The organism is Streptococcus tangpeifui (genome assembly GCF_011038795.1).
In the GTDB taxonomy this organism is placed as follows: domain Bacteria; phylum Bacillota; class Bacilli; order Lactobacillales; family Streptococcaceae; genus Streptococcus; species Streptococcus tangpeifui.
In genome coordinates this window covers 109,112-133,546 of sequence record NZ_JAAKDU010000004.1, presented here as the reverse complement: position 1 = coordinate 133,546, position 24,435 = coordinate 109,112, and the positions used below count along the sequence as shown (strand labels likewise).

General features: G+C 42.4%; 17 protein-coding genes and 1 pseudogene. 14 read left to right on the top strand and 4 right to left on the bottom strand.

The genetic code is table 11. From position 1 onward, the window contains the following. Positions 1–98 precede the first annotated feature (98 nt). Positions 99–575 carry an SsrA-binding protein SmpB gene (gene smpB / locus G7Y32_RS05265; protein ID WP_165211651.1) on the top strand — a complete coding sequence of 159 codons (477 nt, stop codon included), beginning with the start codon at positions 99–101 and terminating at the stop codon, positions 573–575. Between the two features lie 54 nt (positions 576–629). Here the strand turns inward: smpB and G7Y32_RS05260 are convergent, their stop codons facing one another. Continuing rightward, a complete protein-coding gene (locus G7Y32_RS05260) occupies positions 630–1,382 on the bottom strand; it encodes a MurR/RpiR family transcriptional regulator (protein ID WP_165211648.1) in 753 nt (250 codons plus the stop codon). A gap of 169 nt (positions 1,383–1,551) precedes the next feature. On the opposite strand from G7Y32_RS05260, the gene G7Y32_RS05255 reads away from it, so the two are divergent. The 3 genes from G7Y32_RS05255 to G7Y32_RS05245 all read left to right on the top strand — a co-directional run bounded on the left by G7Y32_RS05255 (position 1,552) and on the right by G7Y32_RS05245 (position 6,139). Beyond that, entirely contained in the window at positions 1,552–3,411 is a 1,860-nt protein-coding gene (locus G7Y32_RS05255; protein ID WP_165211645.1) for a glucose PTS transporter subunit IIA, read from the top strand. Positions 3,412–3,655: 244 nt separating this feature from the next. After that, positions 3,656–5,128 (top strand): glycoside hydrolase family 1 protein, encoded by a 1,473-nt coding sequence (locus G7Y32_RS05250; RefSeq protein ID WP_165211642.1) that lies wholly within the window; start codon positions 3,656–3,658, stop codon positions 5,126–5,128. Between the two features lie 108 nt (positions 5,129–5,236). Further along, the gene (locus tag G7Y32_RS05245; RefSeq protein ID WP_206221355.1) at positions 5,237–6,139 is read left to right on the top strand and encodes a hypothetical protein; all 903 of its coding nucleotides are present in this window, start codon (positions 5,237–5,239) and stop codon (positions 6,137–6,139) included. Positions 6,140–6,459: 320 nt separating this feature from the next. On the opposite strand, the gene gloA is transcribed toward G7Y32_RS05245, so the two are convergent. Together gloA and G7Y32_RS05235 are read right to left on the bottom strand one after the other, a co-directional pair. Further along, complete coding sequence (gene gloA / locus G7Y32_RS05240) at positions 6,460–6,852, bottom strand: lactoylglutathione lyase (RefSeq protein ID WP_165211639.1); 393 nt, start codon at positions 6,850–6,852, stop codon at positions 6,460–6,462. An 86-nt stretch (positions 6,853–6,938) separates the two neighbouring features. After that, on the bottom strand, positions 6,939–7,616 hold the full coding sequence (locus G7Y32_RS05235; protein WP_165211636.1) for an NAD(P)H-dependent oxidoreductase: 678 nt from the start codon (positions 7,614–7,616) through the stop codon (positions 6,939–6,941). Between the two features lie 108 nt (positions 7,617–7,724). Between G7Y32_RS05235 and G7Y32_RS05230 the strand changes: the two genes are divergently transcribed. Both G7Y32_RS05230 and G7Y32_RS05225 read left to right on the top strand, forming a co-directional pair. Further along, on the top strand, positions 7,725–8,624 hold the full coding sequence (locus G7Y32_RS05230) for an ROK family protein (protein ID WP_165211633.1): 900 nt from the start codon (positions 7,725–7,727) through the stop codon (positions 8,622–8,624). Between the two features lie 101 nt (positions 8,625–8,725). Next, positions 8,726–10,267 carry a ClC family H(+)/Cl(-) exchange transporter gene (locus G7Y32_RS05225; RefSeq protein WP_165211630.1) on the top strand — a complete coding sequence of 514 codons (1,542 nt, stop codon included), beginning with the start codon at positions 8,726–8,728 and terminating at the stop codon, positions 10,265–10,267. Between the two features lie 748 nt (positions 10,268–11,015). Here G7Y32_RS05225 and G7Y32_RS05220 read toward each other — a convergent pair. Beyond that, positions 11,016–12,101 carry a M24 family metallopeptidase gene (locus tag G7Y32_RS05220; RefSeq protein WP_165211627.1) on the bottom strand — a complete coding sequence of 362 codons (1,086 nt, stop codon included), beginning with the start codon at positions 12,099–12,101 and terminating at the stop codon, positions 11,016–11,018. An 800-nt stretch (positions 12,102–12,901) separates the two neighbouring features. Here G7Y32_RS05220 and G7Y32_RS05215 point away from each other — a divergent pair. The 8 genes and pseudogenes from G7Y32_RS05215 to thrS all read left to right on the top strand — a co-directional run bounded on the left by G7Y32_RS05215 (position 12,902) and on the right by thrS (position 24,136). Further along, on the top strand, positions 12,902–14,551 hold the full coding sequence (locus tag G7Y32_RS05215) for a phosphoenolpyruvate carboxykinase (ATP) (RefSeq protein WP_165211624.1): 1,650 nt from the start codon (positions 12,902–12,904) through the stop codon (positions 14,549–14,551). A gap of 765 nt (positions 14,552–15,316) precedes the next feature. Further along, positions 15,317–16,318 carry a catabolite control protein A gene (ccpA, locus tag G7Y32_RS05210; protein WP_165211621.1) on the top strand — a complete coding sequence of 334 codons (1,002 nt, stop codon included), beginning with the start codon at positions 15,317–15,319 and terminating at the stop codon, positions 16,316–16,318. A gap of 364 nt (positions 16,319–16,682) precedes the next feature. After that, positions 16,683–18,143, top strand: a complete 1,461-nt coding sequence (locus G7Y32_RS05205) for an alpha-amylase (protein WP_165211618.1) — start codon at positions 16,683–16,685, stop codon at positions 18,141–18,143. A 532-nt stretch (positions 18,144–18,675) separates the two neighbouring features. Next, positions 18,676–19,677: an LTA glycolipid anchor biosynthesis glycosyltransferase, IagA/BgsA family gene (locus tag G7Y32_RS05200; protein WP_165211615.1), complete on the top strand. Its 1,002-nt coding sequence runs from the start codon at positions 18,676–18,678 to the stop codon at positions 19,675–19,677. Position 19,678: 1 nt separating this feature from the next. Beyond that, entirely contained in the window at positions 19,679–21,013 is a 1,335-nt protein-coding gene (locus tag G7Y32_RS05195) for a glycosyltransferase family 4 protein (RefSeq protein WP_165211612.1), read from the top strand. Positions 21,014–21,359: 346 nt separating this feature from the next. Continuing rightward, positions 21,360–21,680: pseudogene (locus G7Y32_RS05190) on the top strand (nucleoside triphosphate pyrophosphohydrolase family protein). Positions 21,681–21,741: 61 nt separating this feature from the next. Then, positions 21,742–22,128, top strand: a complete 387-nt coding sequence (locus tag G7Y32_RS05185; RefSeq protein ID WP_165211609.1) for a hypothetical protein — start codon at positions 21,742–21,744, stop codon at positions 22,126–22,128. Positions 22,129–22,180: 52 nt separating this feature from the next. Next, positions 22,181–24,136, top strand: coding sequence for a threonine--tRNA ligase (gene thrS / locus G7Y32_RS05180; RefSeq protein WP_165211606.1), 1,956 nt, complete (start codon positions 22,181–22,183; stop codon positions 24,134–24,136). Positions 24,137–24,435: the final 299 nt, after the last annotated feature.

Here is a 24,435-nt window from a genome sequence, read left to right as displayed (position 1 = left end):
TGCAGCATCTTGGGGGATGTCAGTAAGTCTTAGGACAACTCATTCTATGTTATCCTAACGAGATAAACATTAGCTGAACAATGCAAGAAAGGAGAAAAATGGCAAAAAAAACAACAAAAACTGACCCTGTTTTGGCTCAAAATAAAAAAGCCCGGCATGATTATACCATCGTTGATACCGTCGAAGCTGGCATAGTGCTGACTGGAACCGAAATCAAATCTGTTCGGGCTTCTCGCATCCAGCTCAAAGATGGCTATGCTCAGATAAAAGATGGTCAGGCTTGGCTGGTTAATGTTCATATTGCTCCTTTTGAGCAAGGCAATATCTGGAATCAGGATCCTGAGCGCACCCGCAAGCTCCTCCTTAAAAAACGTGAGATTAATCGTTTGGCAAATGAGCTTAAAGGAACTGGTATGACTCTGATTCCTCTTAAGGTTTATATCAAGCGGGGCTTTGCCAAAATTTTGCTGGGGTTAGCCAAAGGGAAACACGACTATGACAAACGGGAAACGATCAAACGTCGAGACCAGGAGCGAGATATCAAACGCCAGATGAAAAATTTTAATACTAGATAAAAAGTTTGGAAGCCACCGGATCCAAACTTTTTATTTAGCCTTCAAAAGCTCCTTTTATCGCATTTCCTGATGAATAAGATTCAGCAAGATTTCAACAAAGATGGAGGAAATAGATTGAGGGTTAATAATGGATTGCCTATTAATCGCACTGCCTGGCAGGACGATAGTCTGTCTGAAAAATTTATCAATCTGTGAGTGATTATTGAGGGTAATAAGATAAGAATTTTGGGGCATATTATGCTGCAATGCGGCTAGAGCAGCTCTGTAGTTGCCCATATCTCCTGATAGTGAGAACATGATCAGGGTATCTTCTTCCCGTATAATATTGGTCAAATGGGCTCCGCTGTTTAAATCACCGGCAAAATAACTGGGGATTCTCAAATCCTGAAGCCCCATATGTAAAAACCTTGCTGGCAAGGATGAGTAGTAAATCCCAAATATATGAACCCTCTGCCTATTTAAAATGGCCTGAATAAGCTGACTAACCTTATTTCGATCAACATTTTTAAATTGCCTAGCCAGACTGATATAATTATCGGTCATATCATCCAGAGGATCAAGAGATTCCTTGCGGTGATGGTGGTGGAGATAGTCTATGGCATCATAACGAAAATCTTTGAATCCTCTGTAGCCCAGCGTTTGGCAAAATCGCTGTACAGCTGCCGTAGATGTATGTGAAAGATCAGCAATTTTAGTAATGGTATACGTTTCCAGAGTATCAATATGGTTAATAACATACTGGTAAACCTTTTGTTCAGTTTTAGAAAAATCCGAGCGGTGCTGTTCTATTTGTTCTAAAAAATTCATGTTAAGAAGGACTCCTGTAGCATTCATTTTACTGAGTTTTAAAGCAATTGTCAAAACTCTCGACTTGCATCAGAACAAGATTGACAACGCTTTCAAAAAAAGATAAAATCAAATCGTTAAAAATAATATCTAACAACGATAAAATTATCAAAATTAGAAGGAGGGTCCTATGAATTACCAACTATTAGCAGATAGCATTGTTAAAAATGTCGGTGGTGTGGATAATATAACGATTCTGTCTCATTGCATGACACGATTACGCTTTAATTTAAAAGATGTTTCTAAGGTCAATAAGGAAGCCCTAGAGCAGTTAGATGGGGTTATCGGTACGGTTTATGCTGGCGGTCAGTATATGGTTATTTTAGGGCAGCATCTAGTTCCAGTCTACGATGCTATCATGAAGACCTATGATATTAAATCTGGCGGTGTCGTTGATGAGAATTTGGATGGGGACTTAGAAAATAAAGAAGGCTGGACTTGGAAGAATGCGCCAAATAAGATTATCGGTTTTATATCCAGTTCTGTCACTCCGATGATTCCTGCCTTAATTGCAGGTGGTATGCTAAAAGTCGCTCTAATCTTGATAACGACCTTTATCAGTAAAGACTTTGAAACTTCTTCAACGTATTTGCTGCTGTCAGCCATCGGGGACGCTCCCTTCTACTTTATGCCTATTTTTGTAGCCTACGGTGCCGCTACAAAATTAGGTGGTACCCCTATTTATGCTATGGTAGCTGCTGCCGCTCTATTGCATACGAATTTCACCACTTTAGTGACGGCAGGGAAGCCAATTGATCTCTTTGGAATGGATGTTCGCCTGTTATCATACGGAACTTCCATGCTGCCGGCCCTGCTCATTGCAATCGTTGCCTACTATGCTGAAAAATATTTAAATAAGATTATCCCTAATATTTTTAAAGCTATCTTTGTTGGTATGGGGACAATTTTCATAGCAGGTAGTTTGGGCTATCTTGTCCTAGGACCTCTTGGCAACATTGTCGGACAAGGTATTGCAGCAGTCTTCATGTTTCTAGACAGTACCGTAGGTCCTCTAGCTGTAGGGCTTCTTGCAGCAGTTTTGCCTTGGATGGTTATGGCAGGGATGCATACAGCTATCACACCGTTTATGCCCCAATTGCTTTCTAATCCGGGCTATGATGCCATGCTTCGCCCAGCCTTCCTTATGCACAATATGGCAGAAGGTGGTGCTGTCCTTGGTGTTATCGGACGAACTAGAGACAAAGTGAAACGCAGTGAATTTGTCTCTATAGCCATTGGCTGTATTGTCGCTGGTGTGACAGAGCCTGCCATTTACGGTGTTAACCTTAAATATAAAAGGCCCATGTACGGCGTTATGGCTGGTGGGTTTGCCGGTGGTTTTGTTGCCAGCCTATTAGGAGCCCGTGCATTTGAAATGGGTTACTCCAATGTCTTAGCTTTGCCAATCTTTGCTAATACAGCTATGGCAGCGGTTGCTGGGATTATAGTCTCCATCATTGTTGCTGCCCTTGTGACCTTCTTTATGGGAGTTGACGTTGAAGAAAAAAGCGCTATTGAAACTGTTACAGAACCTGTGCAAAAGGTAGTTTCAGATGACGCTATCTTAGCAGTTGCCGATGCAGAGCTGCTGCCGCTTGAAAGGGTCAACGACGAAGTTTTTTCTCAAAAATTGATGGGAGACGGTCTTGCCTTTCAACTTGAGAGTGACTTTATCACTTCTCCAGTCAATGGTGAACTAACTACAGTATTTCCAACGGGACATGCTTTTGGAGTAAGGCGACCCGATGGTGTAGAAATTTTGGTTCACATTGGTATCAATACAGTTGAATTAAAAGGACAAGGCTTCGATGTTTTAACTCAAGCCGGAGAAACTGTTCGTGCTGGTCAGCCAGTGGTTAAAATTGATCGTGAAGCAATTGCTCAAGAGGGGTATGATACGACAACAATGTTGGTTATCACTAATGCAAATGGTAAGGATATCACCCTTAAAACACAAGGTAAAGTTAAGCAAGGCGAACGGTTGAATTGAACACGGGCTGCGGCTTGTGCAAAAAAGATAGTTTCTTCCTAGACGCAAGCGTCTTCGTCGAACCTCCTATTTTTGCTTGATCCGCGGACACCCTTTGCGACGTGACGTTTGGTTAGTCGATTTTACTAACCAAACGAAGTTAGTGGGAGAGGTAGCCAATTCACTCTAGTGATTGGCGTTTGGTATCAAGTGCGGAGCACTTAGTTAACAAGCCTCTGCCGTATCTTAATATAAGGAGGAAGCTATGTCTTATCAATTACCTCAAGGTTTTTTATGGGGAGGTGCGACCGCTGATTTTCAATATGAAGGCGGTTTTGGTGAAGGTGGGAGGGGACTTCTCTCCCATGATTTTGAAACGGATGGTTCTGTGGAGTCTCCTCGTCATCATACCATGAGTATGCCTGATGGTTCCATTATTACACCACGTTCATCTTTCTTTTATGCCGATCCTGTTCCTCAAGAAGCAGAACCTATTTTTTTGGATAGTGAATACTATCCAAGCCATAAAGCTGTTGATTTTTACCACCATTACAAAGAAGATATTAAATTGATGGCAGAAATGGGATTTAATGTTTTTCGTTTTTCAATTTGTTGGAGCCGTATTTATCCAACGGGAGAAGAAGCAGAGCCAAATGAAGAAGGGCTTGCCTTTTATAATGATGTTATTAATGAGATGGCGAAATATGGTATGGAACCCTTGATCACAATCTGTCATGATGAAATGCCGATGAATCTGGCTCTGAAGTACGATGGCTGGTCCTCGCGTTATGTTATTGATGCCTATCTTAAATACTGTAAAACTTTATTTGAGCATTATGGCGACCGCTGTCGCTATTGGCTGACTTTTAATGAAATCAATGCGGTTCGGGGATTTGGTCCTTGCGGTACCAGAAACTCAACTGGGCAGGATCGCTATCAAGCAGCTCACCACATGTTTGTGGCCAGCGCTAAGGCTGTCAAATTGGGGCACGATTTAATGCCAGACAGTCAATTTGGGGCCATGTATGCCATGAGTGAACTTTATCCTGCCACCTGTAAACCCGAAGATGTTTTTCACCGGCTGCAAGAACGCCGTGAAAATTGGTACTTTATCGATATTATGGGGCGTGGCTATTATCCGCAATATAGCAAATCCCTTTGGGAACGGCATGGAGTTGATGAGATCCAAATTGAAGACGGTGATGAGGCAATTTTGCGTGAGGGTCAGTTGGATTTTATCTCTTTTAGTTATTACCGTTCGAACACAACTCAAGCAGGCGATGATTGGTTCAATGTAGGCGGATCTAGCAATCCCTATCTTAAAGAAACTCCTTGGGGCTGGGCTGTTGATCCCTTGGGCCTTCGGCATGTCATGAATGAGATTTTTGATCGTATTCAAAAACCGCTCTTCATTGTAGAAAATGGTATGGGAGCTATCGATCAGGCTGATGAAGACGGTTATGTTGAGGATGACTATCGTATCGACTATCTGCGTGATCACCTGCAAAATATGGCTGATGCCATTAATATTGATGGTGTCAACTGCTTTGGCTATACGATGTGGGCACCGATCGATCTCGTTTCCTTATCCACTGGTGAGATGAAAAAACGTTACGGCTTTGTCTATGTGGATATGGATGATAAGGGTCGCGGTAGCCTTAAACGCACTCCTAAAAAGTCTTACCAATGGATGAAAGCCATCATTGCCTCTAATGGTGCCAAGTTAGCTGAAATGTAAGAAACTATCAGTAGGCTTGTTGGATGCTTTCTCTTTAGTCGTTGGTTACAGTGAGGGAATTGTTTCAGTGTAGAAACTCCAGATACACAGTAGAGTAGGAGGACAAAAATGGCCATAAAACATAAAAAAACTTCAAGATGGCTAGTCTTCTTCCTAGGCCTAATAGTTGTTTTGGGCATGCTATTTCTAATTTGGCATCCCAAAAACACCAGTGAAGAGACTCAAATCTATGGTGTAACCATCGATGACACTTGGGACGGTGAGGTTTCTACCAAAGAAATTGTCAAGGCCTTGAAGGCCATGCCCGTGCGGCCGACTGTCCGAATTGTGATGTCCAAGGAAAAAAGTCCTAAGGATTATGTTCCCCTCTTCAAAAAGATCGCACCAGTGGCTGATATCATGGCTCAGCCTGTTGATTCCTATGATATGAAGGCTTATCCCGATGTTGCTTCTTATCGTCAGCGCTTTCAAGAATCTCTGAACTATCTCTCCGACTATACAAGGATTTGGGAAGTGGGCAATGAGGTTAATGGAACGGACTGGATTAAACAGCGCCCAAAGCTTATTATGAACAAGGTTGAGGCTGCGTACGAAGTCGTTAAAGAGGCTGACCAGCAAACAGCTGTAACTTTCTACTATGAAAATCCTAAAGACCATGATATGATGGCTTGGATCGATCATCATGTCTCTCGAAAATTACAACAAGGGCTGGATTTTAGTTTTATTTCTTATTATGAAGATGATAATAAAGGCTATCAGCCAAACTGGAAGTCTGTTTTCCAAGAGTTCCAAGGCAAGTTTCCAAAATCTAAAGTAGGTATGGGAGAATGCGGCAATACAGCTGATTCAGCCACAACAGCCAGCAAAATAGCTATGATGCGCCATTATTACAGCCAGCCAGCCTATACTGAGCACTATGTTGGAGGCTACTTTTGGTGGAATTGGGTTCAGGACTGTGTCCCTTATGAGAATAACCGAGTTTCTCAAGAACTTAATCGTATTTTAAAATAACAAAGAGCAGGACCATACGCAGTTTCTGTGAATCTCAAGGAATATGGCAGTCTTTGATTTTGTTGGAGTGATGGTGACTAAGAGTTAAATAAAGAGTTAAAATTAAATAATCATTGCCAGGAGGGGGACTCCCCCTCCACGGTAGAATGATAGTAGCTCATAAAATTTTTTCAGCTAAAATGGTTTATCAAGTCTATTTTACTGGAAATTTTATGAGTTTTTTATTGCACTTATATGGTAAATTCTAGACAGAAAAATCCCCCATAGCTGGAAATTTTGACATCCAACTATGGGGGACTGTTCAGACTAGTTTTAAAATTTTATTTGCTATTAAACTTTTGTAAATCAATAACTTCAATTTTATAGCCATCTGGGTCAGTAACGAAGTAGTACATCTTAGGTTTGTTTGGGAGCCCCTTGATGTCGGTAACGGTATAGCCAGCCTTTTCATGAGCTTGATGAGTAGCTTCAAGATCATCAACCCCAACAGCAATATGACCGTACCCATCGCCTAGGTTATAGTCACCGTGGCCGTAGTTGTAGGTTAGTTCTAATTCATAGTCTGGATCATCATCCAAAGCCATATAGACCAGCGTAAACTCATATTCGGGGAAATCATTGCGACGGACTTCCTTGAAACCGAGAGCTTCTTGATAAAATTTGAGAGAGGCGTCCAAGTCTTTGACGCGAACACAAGTATGCATGAATTTCATAAACAAAACCAAGAACAGACAAAACAGTAATCGATAAGGCTGTAGCTGTCCATTCTATTTCCTTTCTTTAATAATATAAATAGTTATTAGTCTAGCCAAGTGATAACGTCTTCACGTGGCTTGCGGGAACGTAGGTGCTTAGGATCGCGCAGACGATAACCAAAGGAAACCATACTGGCGATGCCTTCATCATCAGGATTAATAATACCATGTTGGGCTAAAATGCCATCGACTTTATCGTAATCGAAACCTTCAATTGGGCAGGAATCAATCCCCATGAGGGCAGCCGAGGTCATCATATTAGCCATGGCAATGTAGGTTTGTTTGGCAGCCCAATCAAAGAGAGCACGAGGGCTGTCAGCGATTTTCATATTGACTTCCTGAAAGGTCTTGTAAAGATCTAATCTGGATGTCAAATCGGCTGGCTCAGTCAGTCCTCGACGTATTAAGCTATCTTTGATGGCTGCACTATCGTAGCGGACATTCTTGTCAGCCAAAAGAAGGACAAAGTGACTGGCAGTATCCAGTTGGGATTGAGCACCCCAGGCAACTTCCTTGAGTTCAGAAGCCAACTCCTTGATGTGCTGCCGATCCAAAACGACAAAGCGCCAGCCTTCTAATCCGATAGAGGATGGGCTGAGCCAAGCAGTATCTAAGATAGCTTCCATATCGTTACGCGGAATCTCATCTCCATTATAGACCCGCACAGCCACTCGTCGGTCAAAGGCCTGTCGAATTTGTTTTTTAATACTATCAGCTGTCATCTGAGAACCTCCTATCTATATTTGTGCTTTCATCATATCATTTTCTAAAAATTTCTGCTAATCTTAGGAAAAATTATGATAAGATTAAACTAAGAAAGTGAGAGGTCTATGAGCATTTTAGCTATTGATTTAGGAGGAACGCACATCAAGTCAGGTCTAGTATCAGATGATTATGTGGTAGAAAAGATATTTCCTCCACTAGCTTCACCTGATAATTTATCGGACTGCCTATCTTTATTGGATGTTCTGATCCAGCCCCATATTTCAGACATTTCAGGAATTGCCATCAGTGCACCAGGAACGATTGATACTGATCAGGGAGTTATTTACCATGGTGGTACCCTTCCCTTTCTTCATGAATTTAATGTCAAGGACTACTTTGCCAGTACTTATGATTTAACTGCTTGCGCTATCAATGATGGTAAGGCAGCTGTCTTAGCTGAGTTGGCCAAAGGAAACTTAGAGGGCGTTAAAAATGGCGCTGCTTTGGTCTTAGGGACGGGTCTAGGAGGCGGCCTGATTATCAATGGCCAGCTCTACCAAGGCTCCCACTTCCAAGCAGGTGAGCTAACCTTCCTACTTCCCCCAAAGCTGGGGAAAAATGAGATTCTGGATATGCGTGGGGTTCAAGTCTCTGCTGTTGGTCTGATTGCTCGTTTGGCTGAAATTTTAAATCTAGATGATAAGAAAGATGGCCCAGCGGTTTTTCAGGCCTTATCTCAGAGGGACAGTCGCATCTATCCGCTTTTTGAAGATTATTGTCGTTATGTGGCCCTAACCATTCTAAATTTACAGACAACATTAGATCTTGAACGATTTGCAATTGGCGGCGGTATCAGTGCCCAGCCCTTACTTTTAGAGGAAATCAATCGCCAGTTTGACCGACTCAAGGAAGAGATAACCCCTGTCAAGACCATCATCAAGCGTCCGGATATCGTCGCCTGCCGTCACCATAATAATGCCAATTTAATCGGGGCTGTCTACCTTTTGAAGACGAAGATGAGGTAAGGAATTGAGGGGGAGTTACTTACTTTTAACTGTCGGCTTGCCTTTTTCAGGAGTTCTTTTATTGAGCTTAGTATAAAATAGTCACTTGCAAAGGAGTTATCATGCAAAATCAACGGAAAGAATTTAGCTATCTCTCTAGTTCAATTCTGACATCCGTTTTCCGAGGGGTTCTAGTTGGTCTTTTTTCAGGTTTTACAGTCAGCCTCTTTCGTTACCTTATTACCTTGATTTTTACTCAATTTCAAAGGAGTTATGTCCTTGCGCACAAGCTTCCCTGGATTTTGGCTTTGATTTTTGTCATCTACTTGATTTTTACCTTTATTATCGGTCGTTTAATGGTGTCAGAGCCTGATATTAAGGGATCGGGGATTCCCCAAGTTGAGGCCGAACTCAAAGGTTTAATGAGCCAGAATTGGTGGTCCATCCTCTGGAAAAAATTCTTGGCAGGCGTGCTGGGAATTTCCAGTGGTCTTCTGCTGGGACGTGAAGGACCTAGTATTCAGGTAGGAGCCGTTAGTGGTAAGGGGCTAGCTCACTACCTCCAACTCAGTAAACTTGAAGAGCGGACCTTGATTGCTAGTGGGGCAGCAGCAGGAGTTTCAGCTGCTTTCAATGCGCCAATTGCAGGTCTTCTCTTTGTGGTCGAAGAAGTTTATCATCATTTTTCCAGCCGAGTTTGGATAACGGCCCTATCAGCTAGCCTGACAGCCAATCTGATTTCGCTACGAGTTTTTGGGCAAACACCGGTCTTGGCCATGCCAAGCAATCTGCCAACACCGCACCTGTCCAATTATATCATTTTTGTGCTGATGGGACTGCTGCTAGGTTTCCTAGCCTACCATTATGAGTGGTTGGTCCTGCGCATGGGCTTCTACTATAAGTATCTAGGTAAAATCTTTCATCTCAAGCCTCAGCACTATAGCTTGATTGCCTTCGTTCTTATTATACCGCTGGGCTACTTTGCTCCCGAGCTCTTGGGTGGAGGGAATGCTTTTGTGCGCTCCTTGTCCTCTTTACAGGCTCCCGTCCTTTATTTCTTGGCCTTCTTCTTGCTCCGTTATTTCTATAGTATGATGAGCTATGGCTCAGGTCTACCGGGGGGTATCTTTCTGCCCATTCTGACGCTTGGTGCTTGTCTTGGTGCCTTCTTTGGCAGTGTCTTTCTCCATCTAGGCTGGATTTCTCAAAATGAATTTCCAATTTTCATTATTCTGGGGATGAGTGCCTATTTTGGAGCTATTTCTAAGGCTCCCTTGACCGCCATGATTTTGGTTTGTGAAATGGTTGGTGATCTTCATCATCTTATGGCCTTAGGAACAGCGACCCTTATGGCCTATATCGTCATGGACCTACTGGGTGGAGCCCCCGTCTATGAAGCCATGTTGGAGAATCTGCTTGAAGGGGGCCATCCCCATGATGAAGATAGTCCGCTGACGTGGATTGAGGTGCCGGTTTCCACAAAGATTGCCGGTAAATCTGTCTATCAGCTGGAACTGCCCAAGGATGTCCTCATTACCAGCCAGCGGGAAAATGGCAAGAGCCATATCGTTTCAGGCGGCACGAAATTGGTTTTAGGAAATGCTATCAATGTCGTTTTGCCAGAAGATAAGATTGATGAAATCAGACACCTGCTCTTAGATTAGAGCACTTAATTTATGAATGCTGGAAGAACCCCACTGGCAAACTAGTTTTTTGAGTTAATCAGATGGTATCGTTAATAATTGGGATAGCCCGAAAGCCCAATCCCTAATGTGCGACTGTTCTTGCTTAACAGATGATAACAAGACAAAAAATCACCCCTGTTTAAATAAGCAGAGGTGATTTTATCTATTAAAAGATTTGTTAGGAAGCTGAAGCATTGAAAAGCGGCTGGTCAAAAACTCCTCATTCCTGTTTTGGAATAAATTCTTGGCGCAGTGGTTGGAAGCAAGACTTGTTGGCTAGGCTAAGAAGTCTTACTTCCGCACGGTTGATTAGATGGCTGCTAATAATTGCGGAGTAGTTAAACAGTCCAGTGGACTGTTTAAGGGGATGCCTGAAAATGGGACGGCACCCCAAGATAAGGACCTCCAATCAACCACTGCATCAAACTGTGATTACTGCAAAAAATAGAATGCTAGAATACTTTTTCCCAACCTTAATGAACCACTGCTGGCTGGCCTTCCTTTTGCTATAAGGCTAAAGCAGAAAACCTAGCCAGCTACGCGGAGGGTGGGTTAAAAAGGTATAAGAGACCTTTTAATAGGGAAATGAAGCTTGCAAAGCAAGTGTCAAAAACGGTCTGGGAAGAGAGCGTCTCAGGTCACCACTTAAAAATCAGGACGTGGTAAGAATCAAAATTTCCAATTTTTTGGGTGATCCCACTCCCTTTTCCTGCCGCTAATTTAAAAATTAGAGCTCAAAATATTGTAATTTTTTCGGAGTCTGAGTGAGAGGATTGAACCCCTTCTTCGTAATATAGCCGCAATCCTCAATCCGGACGCCGACCTTACCAGGAATGTAGATACCTGGTTCAACTGAGAAGCACATGCCTTCTTGGATAACTAAATCATTGCCAGCCATGATAGAAGGATATTCATGCACATCCATACCTAGCCCGTGGCCAAGGCGGTGATTGAAGTATTCTCCATAACCAGCCTTTTCGATAACCTTGCGGGCAGCAGCATCGACTTCGCTGGCAGTAACACCCGGTTTGATAAAGTCTTGGGCGGTTAATTGAGCTTCCAGACAGAGCTTGTAGATATCCTCTTTGAACTGATCAGGCCGCCCGACAGCAACGGTTCTTGTCATATCAGAAGTATAACCTTCGCAGACAACACCTAGGTCAAAGAGGAGAAGGGCATTATTTTCTATTGGATTTTTGCCAGGAATACCGTGAGGATTGGCTGCGTTATTTCCAGTCAAGACTAGGGTATCAAAACTCATCTGACTGATACCTTTTTTCTTGAGTTCAAATTCAATTTGTGCCACCAAGTCCATTTCGGTCCGACCCGCTCGGATATTGTCAAAACCAACCTTGACGGCATAGTCAGCATAAACCCCAGCAACCAGCATCTTATTAATTTCATCGGTTGATTTAATCAAACGCATTTCTTGGACATAGGGCGTGAGATTTTCAAAGCGTCCCAAGAAAACGGACTGTAAACCGTTAAATTTAGTCACATTGAGATGATCAAATTCTACAAAGATAAACTTAGAGTCAATTCTTGGCAGGCTGAGACGAATCTTTTGCCAAGGATTTTCAGCATCCTGATAGCCGATGACCTCGAAGCTGACGACCTGACGAGCCCGAGCGGCCTCTAGTTCAGGAACGAAGAGGATAGGCTCATTGTCGCTGTAAACAAAGAGAAAGAGCTGACGCTCATGGGGATCACAGTCGAAACCAGTCAGATAATTGATGGTAACAGGATCAGAAATAATGGCTAAACGTGATTGGTGCTGAGCAATATAATTACGGATTTGATTGATTTTTGACATGTCAAAACCTCTTTTTCTGCATAAATTCTTGCTTTTATTCTTTCAAAAAATCCTCTAAATTGCAAGGGCTTACTAAAATTTTCCCCCAGCTAGAAAATTTCTGCCAGTTTTTTGCGCAGATTTGTGCTAAAATGAATCTAAGCAAACGTTTTCAAAAACGTTTAAAAATGACTGTCAGCCGAGAGGCCGGGCAAAACTCGTTCAGCATTCTTGTTTTGGGATAAACTTGGCGCAGTGGCTGGGAGTAAGACTAGTTGGCTAGGCCAAGAAGTCTTGCCCCTGCATAGTTCATTTGAGAGTGGGACAGAAGTTAATTTTTATATAAATGACTTCGTCGTCCCACCTCCGCACAGTTATTAGGGTGGCCGCTAACAATTGCGGAGTCGTTAAACAGTCCAGTGGACTGTTTAAGAGGATGCCTGAAAATGGGACTGCACCCCAAGATAAGGGCTTCCAACCACTGCGACTATTATTACTGCAAAATAGAAGGCTAGAATATTTTTCCCCCACCCTTAATGAACCACTGCTGACTGTTTTCCTTTTGCCACAAGGCTAAAACAGAAAACCTAAACGAATATGATGAATAGTAGTCATCTTATTTTCAGCCTCAAAAGGTCTGGATACCTTTTTCATCGGGAAATGAAGCTTGCAAAGCAAGTGTCAAAAATAGTCTGGGGAGGGACCGTCTCAGGTCACCACTTTAAAACTAGGACGTGGCGAGAACCCAAATTTTTAATTTTGAGGATGCCCCCCGCTCCCCAGTCTGCTAAAAATACTTAGAAGTAACAGGAGGAACACGTATGGTAACACGTCGAGAATTTGCTGATGAGGAAATGCGGGCAAAGAGTCCCTATTTCTCTCCTTTAAAAACCGTTATTGAAACAGCTTTTTATGAAAATCATGTTAAGTCAATAAAAAGTTTAGAAGAGGCCTATCAACTGGCCTCATCAGCAGCTGGGACAATCATTTTGGACATGCCGGTTATTCACACCAAGGAATTGGGCCTGCCTTCCTATGCCCGTGTGCTTTTAACCAATTCAGGCGCAGTAGTCGGTCGGACAGCTAGGGCTAGACGGATTTATGGTAGAAATCCAGCTGAGGATCAGAAGCTTCTTCCTCTTGTACGAGATGCTGTTTTACAGACTAGGCGGAGGACTTTCTACCGTTCGTCAGCAGTTGTCGGCCTAAATGAAGACTTCATGGTGCGTGCCCACCTTATGGTTCCTGAGGATGAAAGTCCCAACCTCTATTCTTGGCTACTCAACTTCCAAATTTTGGACGAAACCTTTAAAAATCGTTTAGCAGATTCTAAACAATATAATGAAAATGATATCTTCATCTTCTTTGATCCAGATTGGTCTCATCCTGATTATCCGGAAGGCCTAGTTTATTTCGATGTGCTTCATAATTGTGCCATGATTTTAGGCTTGCGTTATTTTGGTGAGCTTAAAAAGGCTACCCTGACTCTTGCTTGGAGTACCGCTGCCCGCAATGGGTATGTTGCCTGTCACGGCGGTTTAAAAATATTTCGTGATAAGGCTGGCAAGTCTGAACACGACTATGTCGCTTCATTCTTTGGCCTGTCGGGATCAGGAAAGTCAACCTTGACCCATGCTAAACATAATGGCAAGTATGATATCCAGGTCTTGCATGATGATGCCTTTATCATTTCAACCAAGGACGGTTCCTCCATTGCCTTAGAGCCCTCCTATTTTGACAAGACCAATGATTATCCGACTGGTCATCGGGAACAAGATTATTTTGTGACTGTACAAAACTGCGGTGTAACTCTGGATGCCAACGGACGCAAAAAATTAGTGACCGAAGATATTCGCAATGGTAATGGTCGAACAGTCAAATCCCGCTATTCTACACCAAATCGTGTTGACCGTATCAATGAGCCTATCAAGGCAATCTTTTGGATTATGAAGGATGACAGTCTTCCTCCTATTCTCAAGATTGACGACCCTGTTTTGGCTACCACCATGGGCTGTACCCTAATGACTAAGCGCTCTAACGCAGAAAATCTCTCAGGTGAGCAAAAGGATCTGATTATTGAACCATTTGCCAATCCTTTCCGCGTTTACCCCTTGGTTGAAGATTTTAAAAAATTCTGCTCTTTATTTGAATCAGGTGTCGACTGCTATATTATCAACACCGGTCTCTATATGGGCAAGCCCATTCCTAAGGAGGTTTCTCTGGGTATTATTGAGTCCATCGTTGATGGGCAAGGGACTTTCAAACCTTTCGGTTCTCTGAACGGTATCAACTACCTTGAGTTGGAGAACTACCCTGTTCCGCCGTTCGACCATCATTATAAGCAGTTAATTCGTGAAAGAATGCAAGTCAGACAAGATTTCTTGCTTTCCTTTAATCAAAAATATCCCCACACCGCCCTGCCTGTTGAGGCCATTTCCAAGATGGAAGCCGTTCTCAAGCATTTAGATTAGGATGTAAGTAGGCCGCATAACTAAAAGACGCTGGTAATGAAGAAACTAGCCTTTGTACTTACTTCGGTTGCTGCTGGTTGCACTATTAACAGCTTATCAGCTGTAAAATAAAAATCGCTTACCTTAAGAAAAAATCGTTAATTAATTAGAAAATCATCTGAGTAGGGAAACGGATTAGATCGGAGATTCAAGTAAGTTATGGTGTTGTCTGTACATCTAAAGGATTTTCCCAATGTTGTCGAAGAATGTTTATCCTGATAAGCTTATCAACCAGATGCGTTCAATTGATTGTTCATCATTAAAAAGTGGTTTTGTCCACTTTTTTTATTTTTAATACTCCGTTCAAATCAAAAATTAGTATTGTATAGCTCATTGATGTGAAGAAACCAAAGTGAGCCTAAAACGCTTGTTTTACCTCAGTAATATTAACAACAATAAAACCCCGCAGTAAATTCAAAGACTGGCTGGGTCAACTCAATTTCCAATCTAAAAAGATCGGCTGGCTCTCTTGTGTCCGAACTCATTAAAACACAAAGGTAAATTCTTAAAACGAATTGGGTATCGTTAGAAATTTTCCGAGCCCGTCTGTCTAAAATTTGAAAGGGCATACAAAAATTTCAAAAAAATACTCCATAATTATTGAAAGTGTTTACAATATGTGATAATATAATCGTGAAAGCGTAATTTTCATGTAAATCTGTAGCTGTTTCCTTGATTTTTGAGGCAGCGCAGAGCTGATTAATCTGATAAAGAGGGAGAGCTCACATGAATACTGATGATACCATTACCATTTACGATGTAGCGCGTGAAGCCGGTGTTTCCATGGCGACTGTCAGTCGAGTTGTCAATGGGAACAAAAATGTTAAAGAAAATACTCGTAAAAAAGTTCTTGAAGTGATTGACCGTCTGGATTACCGTCCTAATGCGGTTGCCCGTGGCCTCGCTAGCAAAAAGACCACCACAGTTGGGGTTGTTATTCCCAATATTGCCAATAGTTATTTTTCTATTTTGGCCAAGGGTATTGATGATATCGCCTCTATGTATAAATACAATATCGTCCTTGCTTCCAGCGATGAAGATGATGATAATGAGGTCAATGTCATTAACACCCTCTTTGCTAAGCAGGTCGACGGGATTATTTTTATGGGACATCATTTGACTGATAAGGTTCGTCTGGAATTTTCCCGCTCTCGTACACCAGTTGTTTTGGCTGGGACTGTTGACCTCGATCACCAGTTCCCAAGTGTTAATATTGATGAAGAACAAGCGGCCAAGGATGCTGTTTCAGATTTGGCCAAACGCCACAAAGAGATTGCCTTTGTCTCGGGGCCTCTAATTGATGATATTAATGGAAAGGTTCGTTTAGCGGGTTATAAGACCGGCCTTAAAAATGCTGGACTTAAGTTCCAAGAAAGCCTAGTTTTTGAAGCTAACTACTCTTATGAGGAAGGCCTCGCTTTGGCAAAGCGAGTGCTCAATTCAGGAGCTTCAGCGGCCTATGTTGGAGAAGATGAACTGGCTGCCGGCCTATTGAACGGTCTCTTTGAGGCTGGTCAAACGGTGCCTGATGACTTCGAAATCATTACGGGCAATGATTCCCCAATTGTCAAATATACTCGGCCTAATCTGACCTCAATTAATCAACCGATTTATGATTTAGGTGCTGTCAGTATGCGGATGCTGACCAAGATTATGAACAAGGAAGAATTAGACGAACACGACATCGTCCTCAACCACAGCATCAGCAAACGTGCATCAAGTAAATAAGTCCATAATCGGCTCGCGGAGTTTGATATCATAGGGAGATAAGTCTGCCTAACCACGTAGCTATAGCTCAGCTCGTTTAATAGCATCAATAAAGGGTCTGCTTAGGCGGGCCCTTTCGAACCATACCTAGTTTTTTTATTTAAGCAGATGTCTGAGTGTGCTAAACTAAAAGACAGTAATACAAGATACAAAGCCGTTAAGCGACTCAAAGGAAAATAGGAAAGTTGACGCAGATGCAGTAGGCATCTAGGAGCCTTTATCTTTTTCCACAGAGTCGTAGGCGTGTTCAATTTTAAAAAATTTTAATGGGTCGTAGAAGTAGAAGTAAAGTGGCCGAAATCGTTAAACTAATGGGAGCAAAAAGATGAATGGTACTTTAATGCAATATTTTGAGTGGTACCTGCCAGCAGATGGAAAACACTGGCAGCGCTTGGCAGAGGATGCCCAACATCTTAAAGATTTGGGGATTAGTATGGTTTGGTTACCACCTGCCTTTAAAGGGACAAGTTCAGAAGATGTTGGTTATGGAGTTTATGATCTCTATGATTTAGGAGAATTTGACCAAAAGGGAACAGTCGCAACGAAATATGGCACAAAGGAAGATTACCTCAAGGCAATCCAGACTTTAGAGAAATTAGATATTCGAACCATAGCTGATATTGTTCTCAACCACAAGGCTGGTGGAGATAGAAAAGAACGTTTCAAGGTTATTCAGGTTAATCCTGAAAATCGTATGGAACTGGTCTCGGATATTTTTGAAATTGAAGCTTGGACCGCATTTGATTTTCCAGGTCGCAAAGATACCTACAGCGATTTTAAGTGGCATTGGTATCATTTTACAGGTGTAGACTATGATGCTCTTAACGACCAACGAGGCATCTACATGATTCAAGGTATTAATAAGGGCTGGGCTGACACCAATCAGGTAGACAATGAGAATGGAAACTATGATTATCTCATGTTTGATGATATTGATTTTGAACATCCAGAGGTCATTGATCACCTTAAGACTTGGATCCAGTGGTTCCTAGAGACAACGGGGGTATCAGGCCTTCGTCTGGATGCAGTCAAACACATCAAGGCCAGCTTTATGATGGACTTCATAAATGATATCAAAGAAGAAATCAAGCCAGATCTCTATGCCTTTGCGGAATATTGGAAGACAGACGCCCAAGCCAATTTAGACTACATAGCAGAAACACAAGGAGTTTTTGACCTGGTTGATGTGGTTCTGCACATGAACCTCTTTGAGGCTAGTCAGCGGAAGGAAAATTATGATCTCAGTCAAATTTTAGAAGGCAGTCTCATGCAGAATGCAGAAACCTTTGCCGTCACCTTTGTAGATAATCACGATTCCCAAAGAGGTCAAGCTCTAGAGTCTTGTGTAGAAGAATGGTTCAAGCCAGCAGCCTACGCCTTGATTCTCCTGCGGCAACAAGGACTGCCTTGTGTCTTCTATGGCGATTACTACGGTATTACTGGCGACTTTGCCCAGCAGGATTTTCAGCAGGAATTGGACAGTCTCCTCTATGTTCGTAAAAATCATGTTTATGGGGAGCAAATTGATTACTTCGATGCCCCTAACTGTATCGGTTGGGTCAATCAAGGAAATAAGGATTATCCCGATGGCTCAGCTATTGTTATCTCTAACAAGGATGCCAATTCAAAGCGGATGGATATGGGCAGGCTTAATGCTGGTAAAATTTTTGTGGATATTATGGGGAATTGCCCAGACAGTGTTGAAATTGGTCAGGATGGTTGGGCCGATTTTCCAGTTCAAGCTCAGTCTGTCTCGGTTTGGGTTAATCAAGCTGTCATCCAGTAGAAAATAGGCTAATAGCAAAAGGAGAGTGGGACTCAATCAGTAAATCGTGATAAAATCACGATTTGATTTTCCTCGCTCTCCTATTTTAAGGCTCAGGTCTCTGCCACTTTCTTATTTTTAGGTAGTAGGCTTTAGCAGTCTATCCCCAGACTGCCAAAGCCAACCGGAGCATTTCAATCCCACCTCCGCACAGTTGATATGGTTTTCTCAAACTGTCTCGCAGACTGTTTGACCTATGTCTTGTGTGGTAGTTAAACAGTTCAGCAGACTGTTTAAGGGGCGCCTGAAAATAAGAATGCGCCCCAAAGAGCCATCAATCGACCACAGTGCCATCTAGTAAATCTAGAATAATGCTAAGCTAACGAGTCTGGGACAAAGGCCCAGACTCTTATTTTCAACCTTAAAGGGTCTCCTGGACTTTTTGAGCTGTTCGGGGGTGGAATAGGAACCAAAATGTCTAATTTTTGGATTGCTCTCCATTCCTTTTTGGTAAGTCATGAATTTTATATCGAAATAGGCTATAATAGAGATTATGAAAGTATTACTCTATTTGGAAGGTGAACATCTTATTGGGAAATCGGGGATTGGTCGGGCCATCAAGCACCAGCAGAAGGCTTTAGAAATGGCCGGTATTCCTTATACGACCGACTCCAAGGAGGATGATTATGATATTGTCCATATTAATACCTACGGTCCCAAGAGCTTAGCTCTGCTCAATTCTGCTAAAAAGCAGGGAAAGAAGGTTATCGTCCATGGGCATTCTACCATGGAGGATTTTCGTAATTCTTTTATCGGATCAAATTTAGTTGCTCCAGTCTTTAAAACCTATCTCAAGAAGATTTATCAGGCAGCTGACTACATCATTACCCCTTCCGAGTACTCCAAGTCATTAATTCAAAATTATGGGGTTACTACCCCGATTTCAGCAATTTCTAACGGTATTGATTTGCCCAAGTACCAGCCTAGTTCTGCTAAAGAAAAAGCTTTTCGTGATTACTTTGAAATTAAAGAGGGACAAAAGGTAGTGATCTCAGCAGGTCTCTATTTTAAACGCAAAGGTATCTTTGATTTTGTTAAGGTAGCAGAAAAAATGCCAGAGGTTCGTTTCATCTGGTTCGGTAAAATTAATGAACTGGTGATTCCAGCCGATATCCGCAAGGTGGTTGAAAAGGACCATCCCGCTAACGTTCTCTTTCCTGGCTACTTTAAGGGAGATATTTTTGAAGGAGCTATGAGCGGGGCAGATGCCTTCTTCTTTCCGTCCTATGAGGAAACAGAAGGCATTGTGGTTTTAGAGGCATTAGCCAGCCATCAGTCTGTTGTCCTACGGGATATTCCTGTCTATAAAGGCTGGATCGATGAAAGCTCAGCTGAGCTTTGTCACAATAACGATGAATTTATAACCAGTCTTTATCGCACGATCAATAAAGAAATTGACAAGCGGGATGCTGGCTATCAAGTGGCCACAACACGCTCGCTTGAAAATGTTTCTAAACAGTTAGCAGCCGTCTATCAGAAGGTTATGGAGTTGTAAGATGAGAATTGGATTATTTACAGATACTTACTATCCGCAAGTGTCTGGCGTGGCCACCAGTATCAAGACTTTAAAGGATCAGCTAGAGAAAAAAGGTCACGAAGTTTATATTTTTACGGGAACAGATAAGGGAGTCAAACGTTTTGAAGATCCCACTATTATCCGTCTGCCTAGCGTACCTTTTGTTTCTTTTACCGATCGTCGGGTTGTTTATCGCGGAGTTATTACGGCTTATAAGATTGCCAAAGAATACCAACTAGATATTATCCATACCCAGACCGAATTCAGTCTGGGTCTCTTGGGAAAATGGGTGGGAGCTGCTCTCCACATTCCTGTTGTCCATACCTATCATACCCAGTATGAGGATTATGTGGATTACATTGCTAAAGGCAAGTTGATTCGACCTAATATGGTTAAATATATCATGCGAGGTTACCTCAAAGACTTAGATGGGGTTATCTGCCCCAGCCGGATTGCCCTAAATCTCTTGGATGGCTATGGCGTTAAAATTCCTAAACGAGTAATCCCGACAGGTATTCCCTTAGAGGATTTTGTCTGTGACCAGGTGACCGATGATGATGTAGCTGCCCTGCGTGTTAAAGTAGGCCTTGAGCCTGATCAAACCATGCTGCTCAGCCTGTCTCGGATTTCTTCGGAAAAGAATATCCAAGCGGTATTGGCTGCTTTACCTCAAGTTTTGCAGGAAAATGATCGTGTCAAATTAGTGATTGTCGGTGATGGTCCTTATTTGGACGATCTCAAGAAACAAGCAGAGCAATTACAATTGGGTTCTGCTGTTATCTTTACTGGTATGGTACCCCACGACCAGATTTCGGTCTATTACAAGGCAGCAGATTTCTTTGTTTCTGCTTCGACTAGTGAGACTCAGGGACTGACTTATATCGAAAGTCTAGCTATGGGGACCCCCATCATCGCTCACGGTAATCCTTATCTAGATGACTTGATTACCAATCGAATGTTTGGCAGCCTTTTTTACAATGAGAAAGACTTAGCTGATACCATTTTAGATGCTATTGCCCTGACACCCGACCTCACCCAAGAACAGCTGGAAAGAAAGCGGCATGAAGTTTCTGCTGAGACTTTCGGTCAAGCAGTCTATGAGTTTTATTTGGATATTTTGATTTCTTACTCGACCAGAAAAGCGGAAAAGTTCTCACTGACGGTTGAAGGCAGCCCAACAGACCGCTCTGTTCGTCTCGTTAAATCGGCAGTCCGCCTGCCCCAAAAAGCCGTCCGGACCACTGTTAAAACCTCTCGTAAAGTCGTTAAAGCTCCCGTCAGGATGGTGAAATCCATTAGGGATTTTTTGGGTTAAACTTTTCATTCATATTTTAGTGTTAATAAATGCATTACTTATCTTGAAAATAAATCAATTCCTGCTATAATATGTAACGAAGACAAGTTTCTTGTGTTTGGTCTTCTAGCGAGTGCTTGGTTGGTGAAAAAGCGCAGACCTATCAAGGAATACTCCTTCCTCGATTTTATGCAAACATAAAAGGGTGGTTCCCTTATCACCACTGGAGGTCTGCAGCAATCATTTGCTTTTTGCTGTAGATAAATTGAGGTGGAACCACGTTGCGACGTCCTTTTTAGGGCGGCGCTTTTTTTGTAAGTGCCAGACAGTCGAGCTTTTTATAATGAGGTTTAAAAGGAGTCAGCAAATGTGTTCAGACGATTGGATTAGTAGAAGTGTCGCCATTCGAAAGGCCTACCATCAGCTGGGAGAAAAGCACCATGGCTAGGCTTGGTCTATCGCAGAGGAATTGCTAGCGCTTGGAAATGATATTGTCAATTTAAATCGTTTAGTGATGACCAAACAAGGTGGTTACTATGATGAAACTCTATCAACTCGAGCAAAAGCTAGCAGAGACGATTTGGTGGCTCTTAGAGCTGTCTCAACGTCTCGATGAATACCTAGCAGAGATGGAAACCTTCTTATTGATAAGGAGAAGCACTTAAATCTGCAAAATAAAATGGAGTGAAGAAGGTGAGCCTAATAAGAGCAGCAAGCTTTTTATAAATATCTTGGAAAGGGAGAAGAGTATGTTTTTAAAATATGAAGAAGTGATTGAGTTTTTAAAAGAAAAGGAAATTTATTCGGAAGATAGCAAAGTTATCTGGGCTACAAAAAGAATAGGCAGAAGTAGTACAAATGCTTATTTCTTACTTATTTTTTCAAGTGATAGAATTATAGTGATAGGTGTTTCTGCAATGGGGAAACCTGAAGAAGTTTTAGAAGTTATTGAAGTAGCAGATATGGAACGATGTGACTTTAAGAAAAAACTACTAATGGGCTATCAATTAACGATTGAGACCAAGGAAAGTAAATCTACTCTTCATGTTAACAAGGCTATGGTAGGTACCAAATGGCACAAGGAAAACTTTGAATCTATTCAAGGTGATAACTTTGCTTATGTGAAATTTACTTAAAGTAATTTGGTAAAGCCAAAAGACATTAAAAAGAGAAATAAAGGAGAAAATTATGATTAAAATTACATTCCCTGACGGTGCCGTTCGTGAGTACGAATCTGGCATTACAACCTTTGAAATTGCGCAATCAATTTCAAATTCTTTGGCTAAAAAAGCTTTAGCTGGTAAACTCAACGATAAACTGATTGATACGACACGTGCAATTACCCAAGATGGCAGTCTAGAAATTGTTACCCCCGACCACGAAGATGCTTTGGGGATCCTGCGTCACTCAGCTGCCCATCTCTTCGCCCAAGCAGCTCGCCGTCTTTTCCCAGATATCCATCTGGGGGTCGGCCCTGCCATTCAAGATGGTTTCTACTACGATACCGATAACGAAGCTGGTCAAATTTCGAACGAAGACCTTCCACGTATCGAAGAAGAAATGAAGAAGATTGTCAAAGAAAACTTCCCATCCATCCGTGAAGAAGTGACAAAAGATGAGGCGCGTGAGATTTTCAAAAACGACCCTTACAAGCTGGAGTTGATTGAAGAGCATTCTGAAGATGATGGCGGATTGACCATCTATCGTCAAGGGGAATACGTTGATCTTTGCCGTGGCCCACATGTGCCATCAACTGGTCGTATTCAAGTTTTCCATTTGCTCAATGTGGCTGGCGCCTACTGGCGCGGTAACAGTGACAATGCTATGATGCAACGGGTTTATGGGACTGCCTGGTTTGATAAGAAGGATCTCAAAGCCTACCTCAAGCGTCTGGAAGAAGCTAAAGAACGTGACCACCGTAAACTTGGTAAAGAACTCGATCTCTTTATGATTTCTCAAGAAGTTGGTCAAGGTCTGCCTTTCTGGCTACCAAATGGAGCTACCATCCGCCGGATTTTGGAACGTTACATCGTCGATAAGGAAATTGCTGATGGCTACCAACACGTTTACACTCCACCAATTGCTTCAGTAGATCTCTACAAAACGTCTGGTCACTGGGAACACTATCGTGAAGATATGTTTCCAACCATGGATATGGGGGATGGCGAAGAATTCGTTTTGCGTCCCATGAACTGTCCTCACCATATCCAAGTCTATAAGAACCATGTCCACTCATACCGAGAACTGCCAATTCGTATTGCTGAACTTGGCATGATGCACCGCTATGAAAAATCTGGTGCCTTGACTGGGTTACAGCGAGTGCGGGAAATGACTCTCAACGATGGTCATACTTTCGTCGCTCCTGAACAAATTCAAGAAGAATTCAAGAAAATTCTTAAGTTGATTATTGATGTCTATGAAGACTTCAACCTGTCTGATTATCGCTTCCGTCTGTCCTACCGCGATCCTAAGGATACTCACAAGTACTTTGATGATGATGAAATGTGGGAAAATGCGCAACGCATGCTCAAGGGTGCCATGGATGATATGGGCGTGGATTATTTCGAAGCTGAAGGGGAAGCTGCCTTCTACGGTCCAAAATTGGATATCCAAGTTAAGACCGCCCTTGGTAATGAAGAAACCCTGTCAACCATCCAATTGGACTTCCTGCTTCCTGAACGCTTCGATCTTAAATATATCGGAGCCGATGGTGAGGAACACCGTCCAGTCATGATTCACCGTGGAGTCATCTCAACTATGGAACGCTTCACAGCTATCCTGATTGAAACTTATAAGGGCGCTTTCCCAACCTGGTTAGCACCGCAACAAGTTACCGTTATTCCTGTTTCTAATGATGTTCATGTAGACTATGCTTGGGAAGTTGCTCATGCTTTGCGTGACCGCGGTATCCGGGTTGAAGTTGACGAGCGCAATGAAAAGATGCAATACAAAATTCGCCAAAGCCAAACCCAAAAAGTTCCTTATCAATTAATTGTTGGTGACAAGGAAATGGCAGACAAATCTGTCAATGTTCGTCGCTACGGCAGCAAGCAGACCCATACCGAAGCTTTGGATGAATTTGTTGAAAACATCTTAGCGGATATTGCCCGCAAATCTCGGCCAGTCGAAGAAGAAGCAAAATAAGATAAAGAAGAGAGTGGGACAAACAGCCATGATGGCTTAGCCCTCACCCACAAAGCATTGTAATCTCTGAAGATTACGTATAAGAAATCAATCATTTGAAGAAATTGATTTTCCTCGCTTTCTTATTTTAAGGTTCAGGCCTCTGCCACTTTCCTATTTTTAGGTGACAGGCTTTGGCAGTCTATTCCCAGACTGCCAAAGTCCACTGGCGGAATTCTATTCCACCTCTGCACAGTTGATTTTGGTTTTTTCAAATGGTCTCTCAGACTGTTTGGCCTATCCGTTTGCAGGGGTAGTTA

Excerpts from the sequence above, each read along its gene's own strand:
- smpB (WP_165211651.1), top strand. The coding sequence starts at position 99 with ATGGCAAAAAAAACAACAAAAACTGACCCTGTTTTGGCTCAAAATAAA.
- G7Y32_RS05260 (WP_165211648.1), bottom strand. The coding sequence starts at position 1,382 with ATGAATTTTTTAGAACAAATAGAACAGCACCGCTCGGATTTTTCTAAA.
- G7Y32_RS05255 (WP_165211645.1), top strand. The coding sequence starts at position 1,552 with ATGAATTACCAACTATTAGCAGATAGCATTGTTAAAAATGTCGGTGGT.
- G7Y32_RS05250 (WP_165211642.1), top strand. The coding sequence starts at position 3,656 with ATGTCTTATCAATTACCTCAAGGTTTTTTATGGGGAGGTGCGACCGCT.
- G7Y32_RS05245 (WP_206221355.1), top strand. The coding sequence starts at position 5,237 with ATGGCCATAAAACATAAAAAAACTTCAAGATGGCTAGTCTTCTTCCTA.
- gloA (WP_165211639.1), bottom strand. The coding sequence starts at position 6,852 with ATGAAATTCATGCATACTTGTGTTCGCGTCAAAGACTTGGACGCCTCT.
- G7Y32_RS05235 (WP_165211636.1), bottom strand. The coding sequence starts at position 7,616 with ATGACAGCTGATAGTATTAAAAAACAAATTCGACAGGCCTTTGACCGA.
- G7Y32_RS05230 (WP_165211633.1), top strand. The coding sequence starts at position 7,725 with ATGAGCATTTTAGCTATTGATTTAGGAGGAACGCACATCAAGTCAGGT.
- G7Y32_RS05225 (WP_165211630.1), top strand. The coding sequence starts at position 8,726 with ATGCAAAATCAACGGAAAGAATTTAGCTATCTCTCTAGTTCAATTCTG.
- G7Y32_RS05220 (WP_165211627.1), bottom strand. The coding sequence starts at position 12,101 with ATGTCAAAAATCAATCAAATCCGTAATTATATTGCTCAGCACCAATCA.
- G7Y32_RS05215 (WP_165211624.1), top strand. The coding sequence starts at position 12,902 with ATGGTAACACGTCGAGAATTTGCTGATGAGGAAATGCGGGCAAAGAGT.
- ccpA (WP_165211621.1), top strand. The coding sequence starts at position 15,317 with ATGAATACTGATGATACCATTACCATTTACGATGTAGCGCGTGAAGCC.
- G7Y32_RS05205 (WP_165211618.1), top strand. The coding sequence starts at position 16,683 with ATGAATGGTACTTTAATGCAATATTTTGAGTGGTACCTGCCAGCAGAT.
- G7Y32_RS05200 (WP_165211615.1), top strand. The coding sequence starts at position 18,676 with ATGAAAGTATTACTCTATTTGGAAGGTGAACATCTTATTGGGAAATCG.
- G7Y32_RS05195 (WP_165211612.1), top strand. The coding sequence starts at position 19,679 with ATGAGAATTGGATTATTTACAGATACTTACTATCCGCAAGTGTCTGGC.
- G7Y32_RS05185 (WP_165211609.1), top strand. The coding sequence starts at position 21,742 with ATGTTTTTAAAATATGAAGAAGTGATTGAGTTTTTAAAAGAAAAGGAA.
- thrS (WP_165211606.1), top strand. The coding sequence starts at position 22,181 with ATGATTAAAATTACATTCCCTGACGGTGCCGTTCGTGAGTACGAATCT.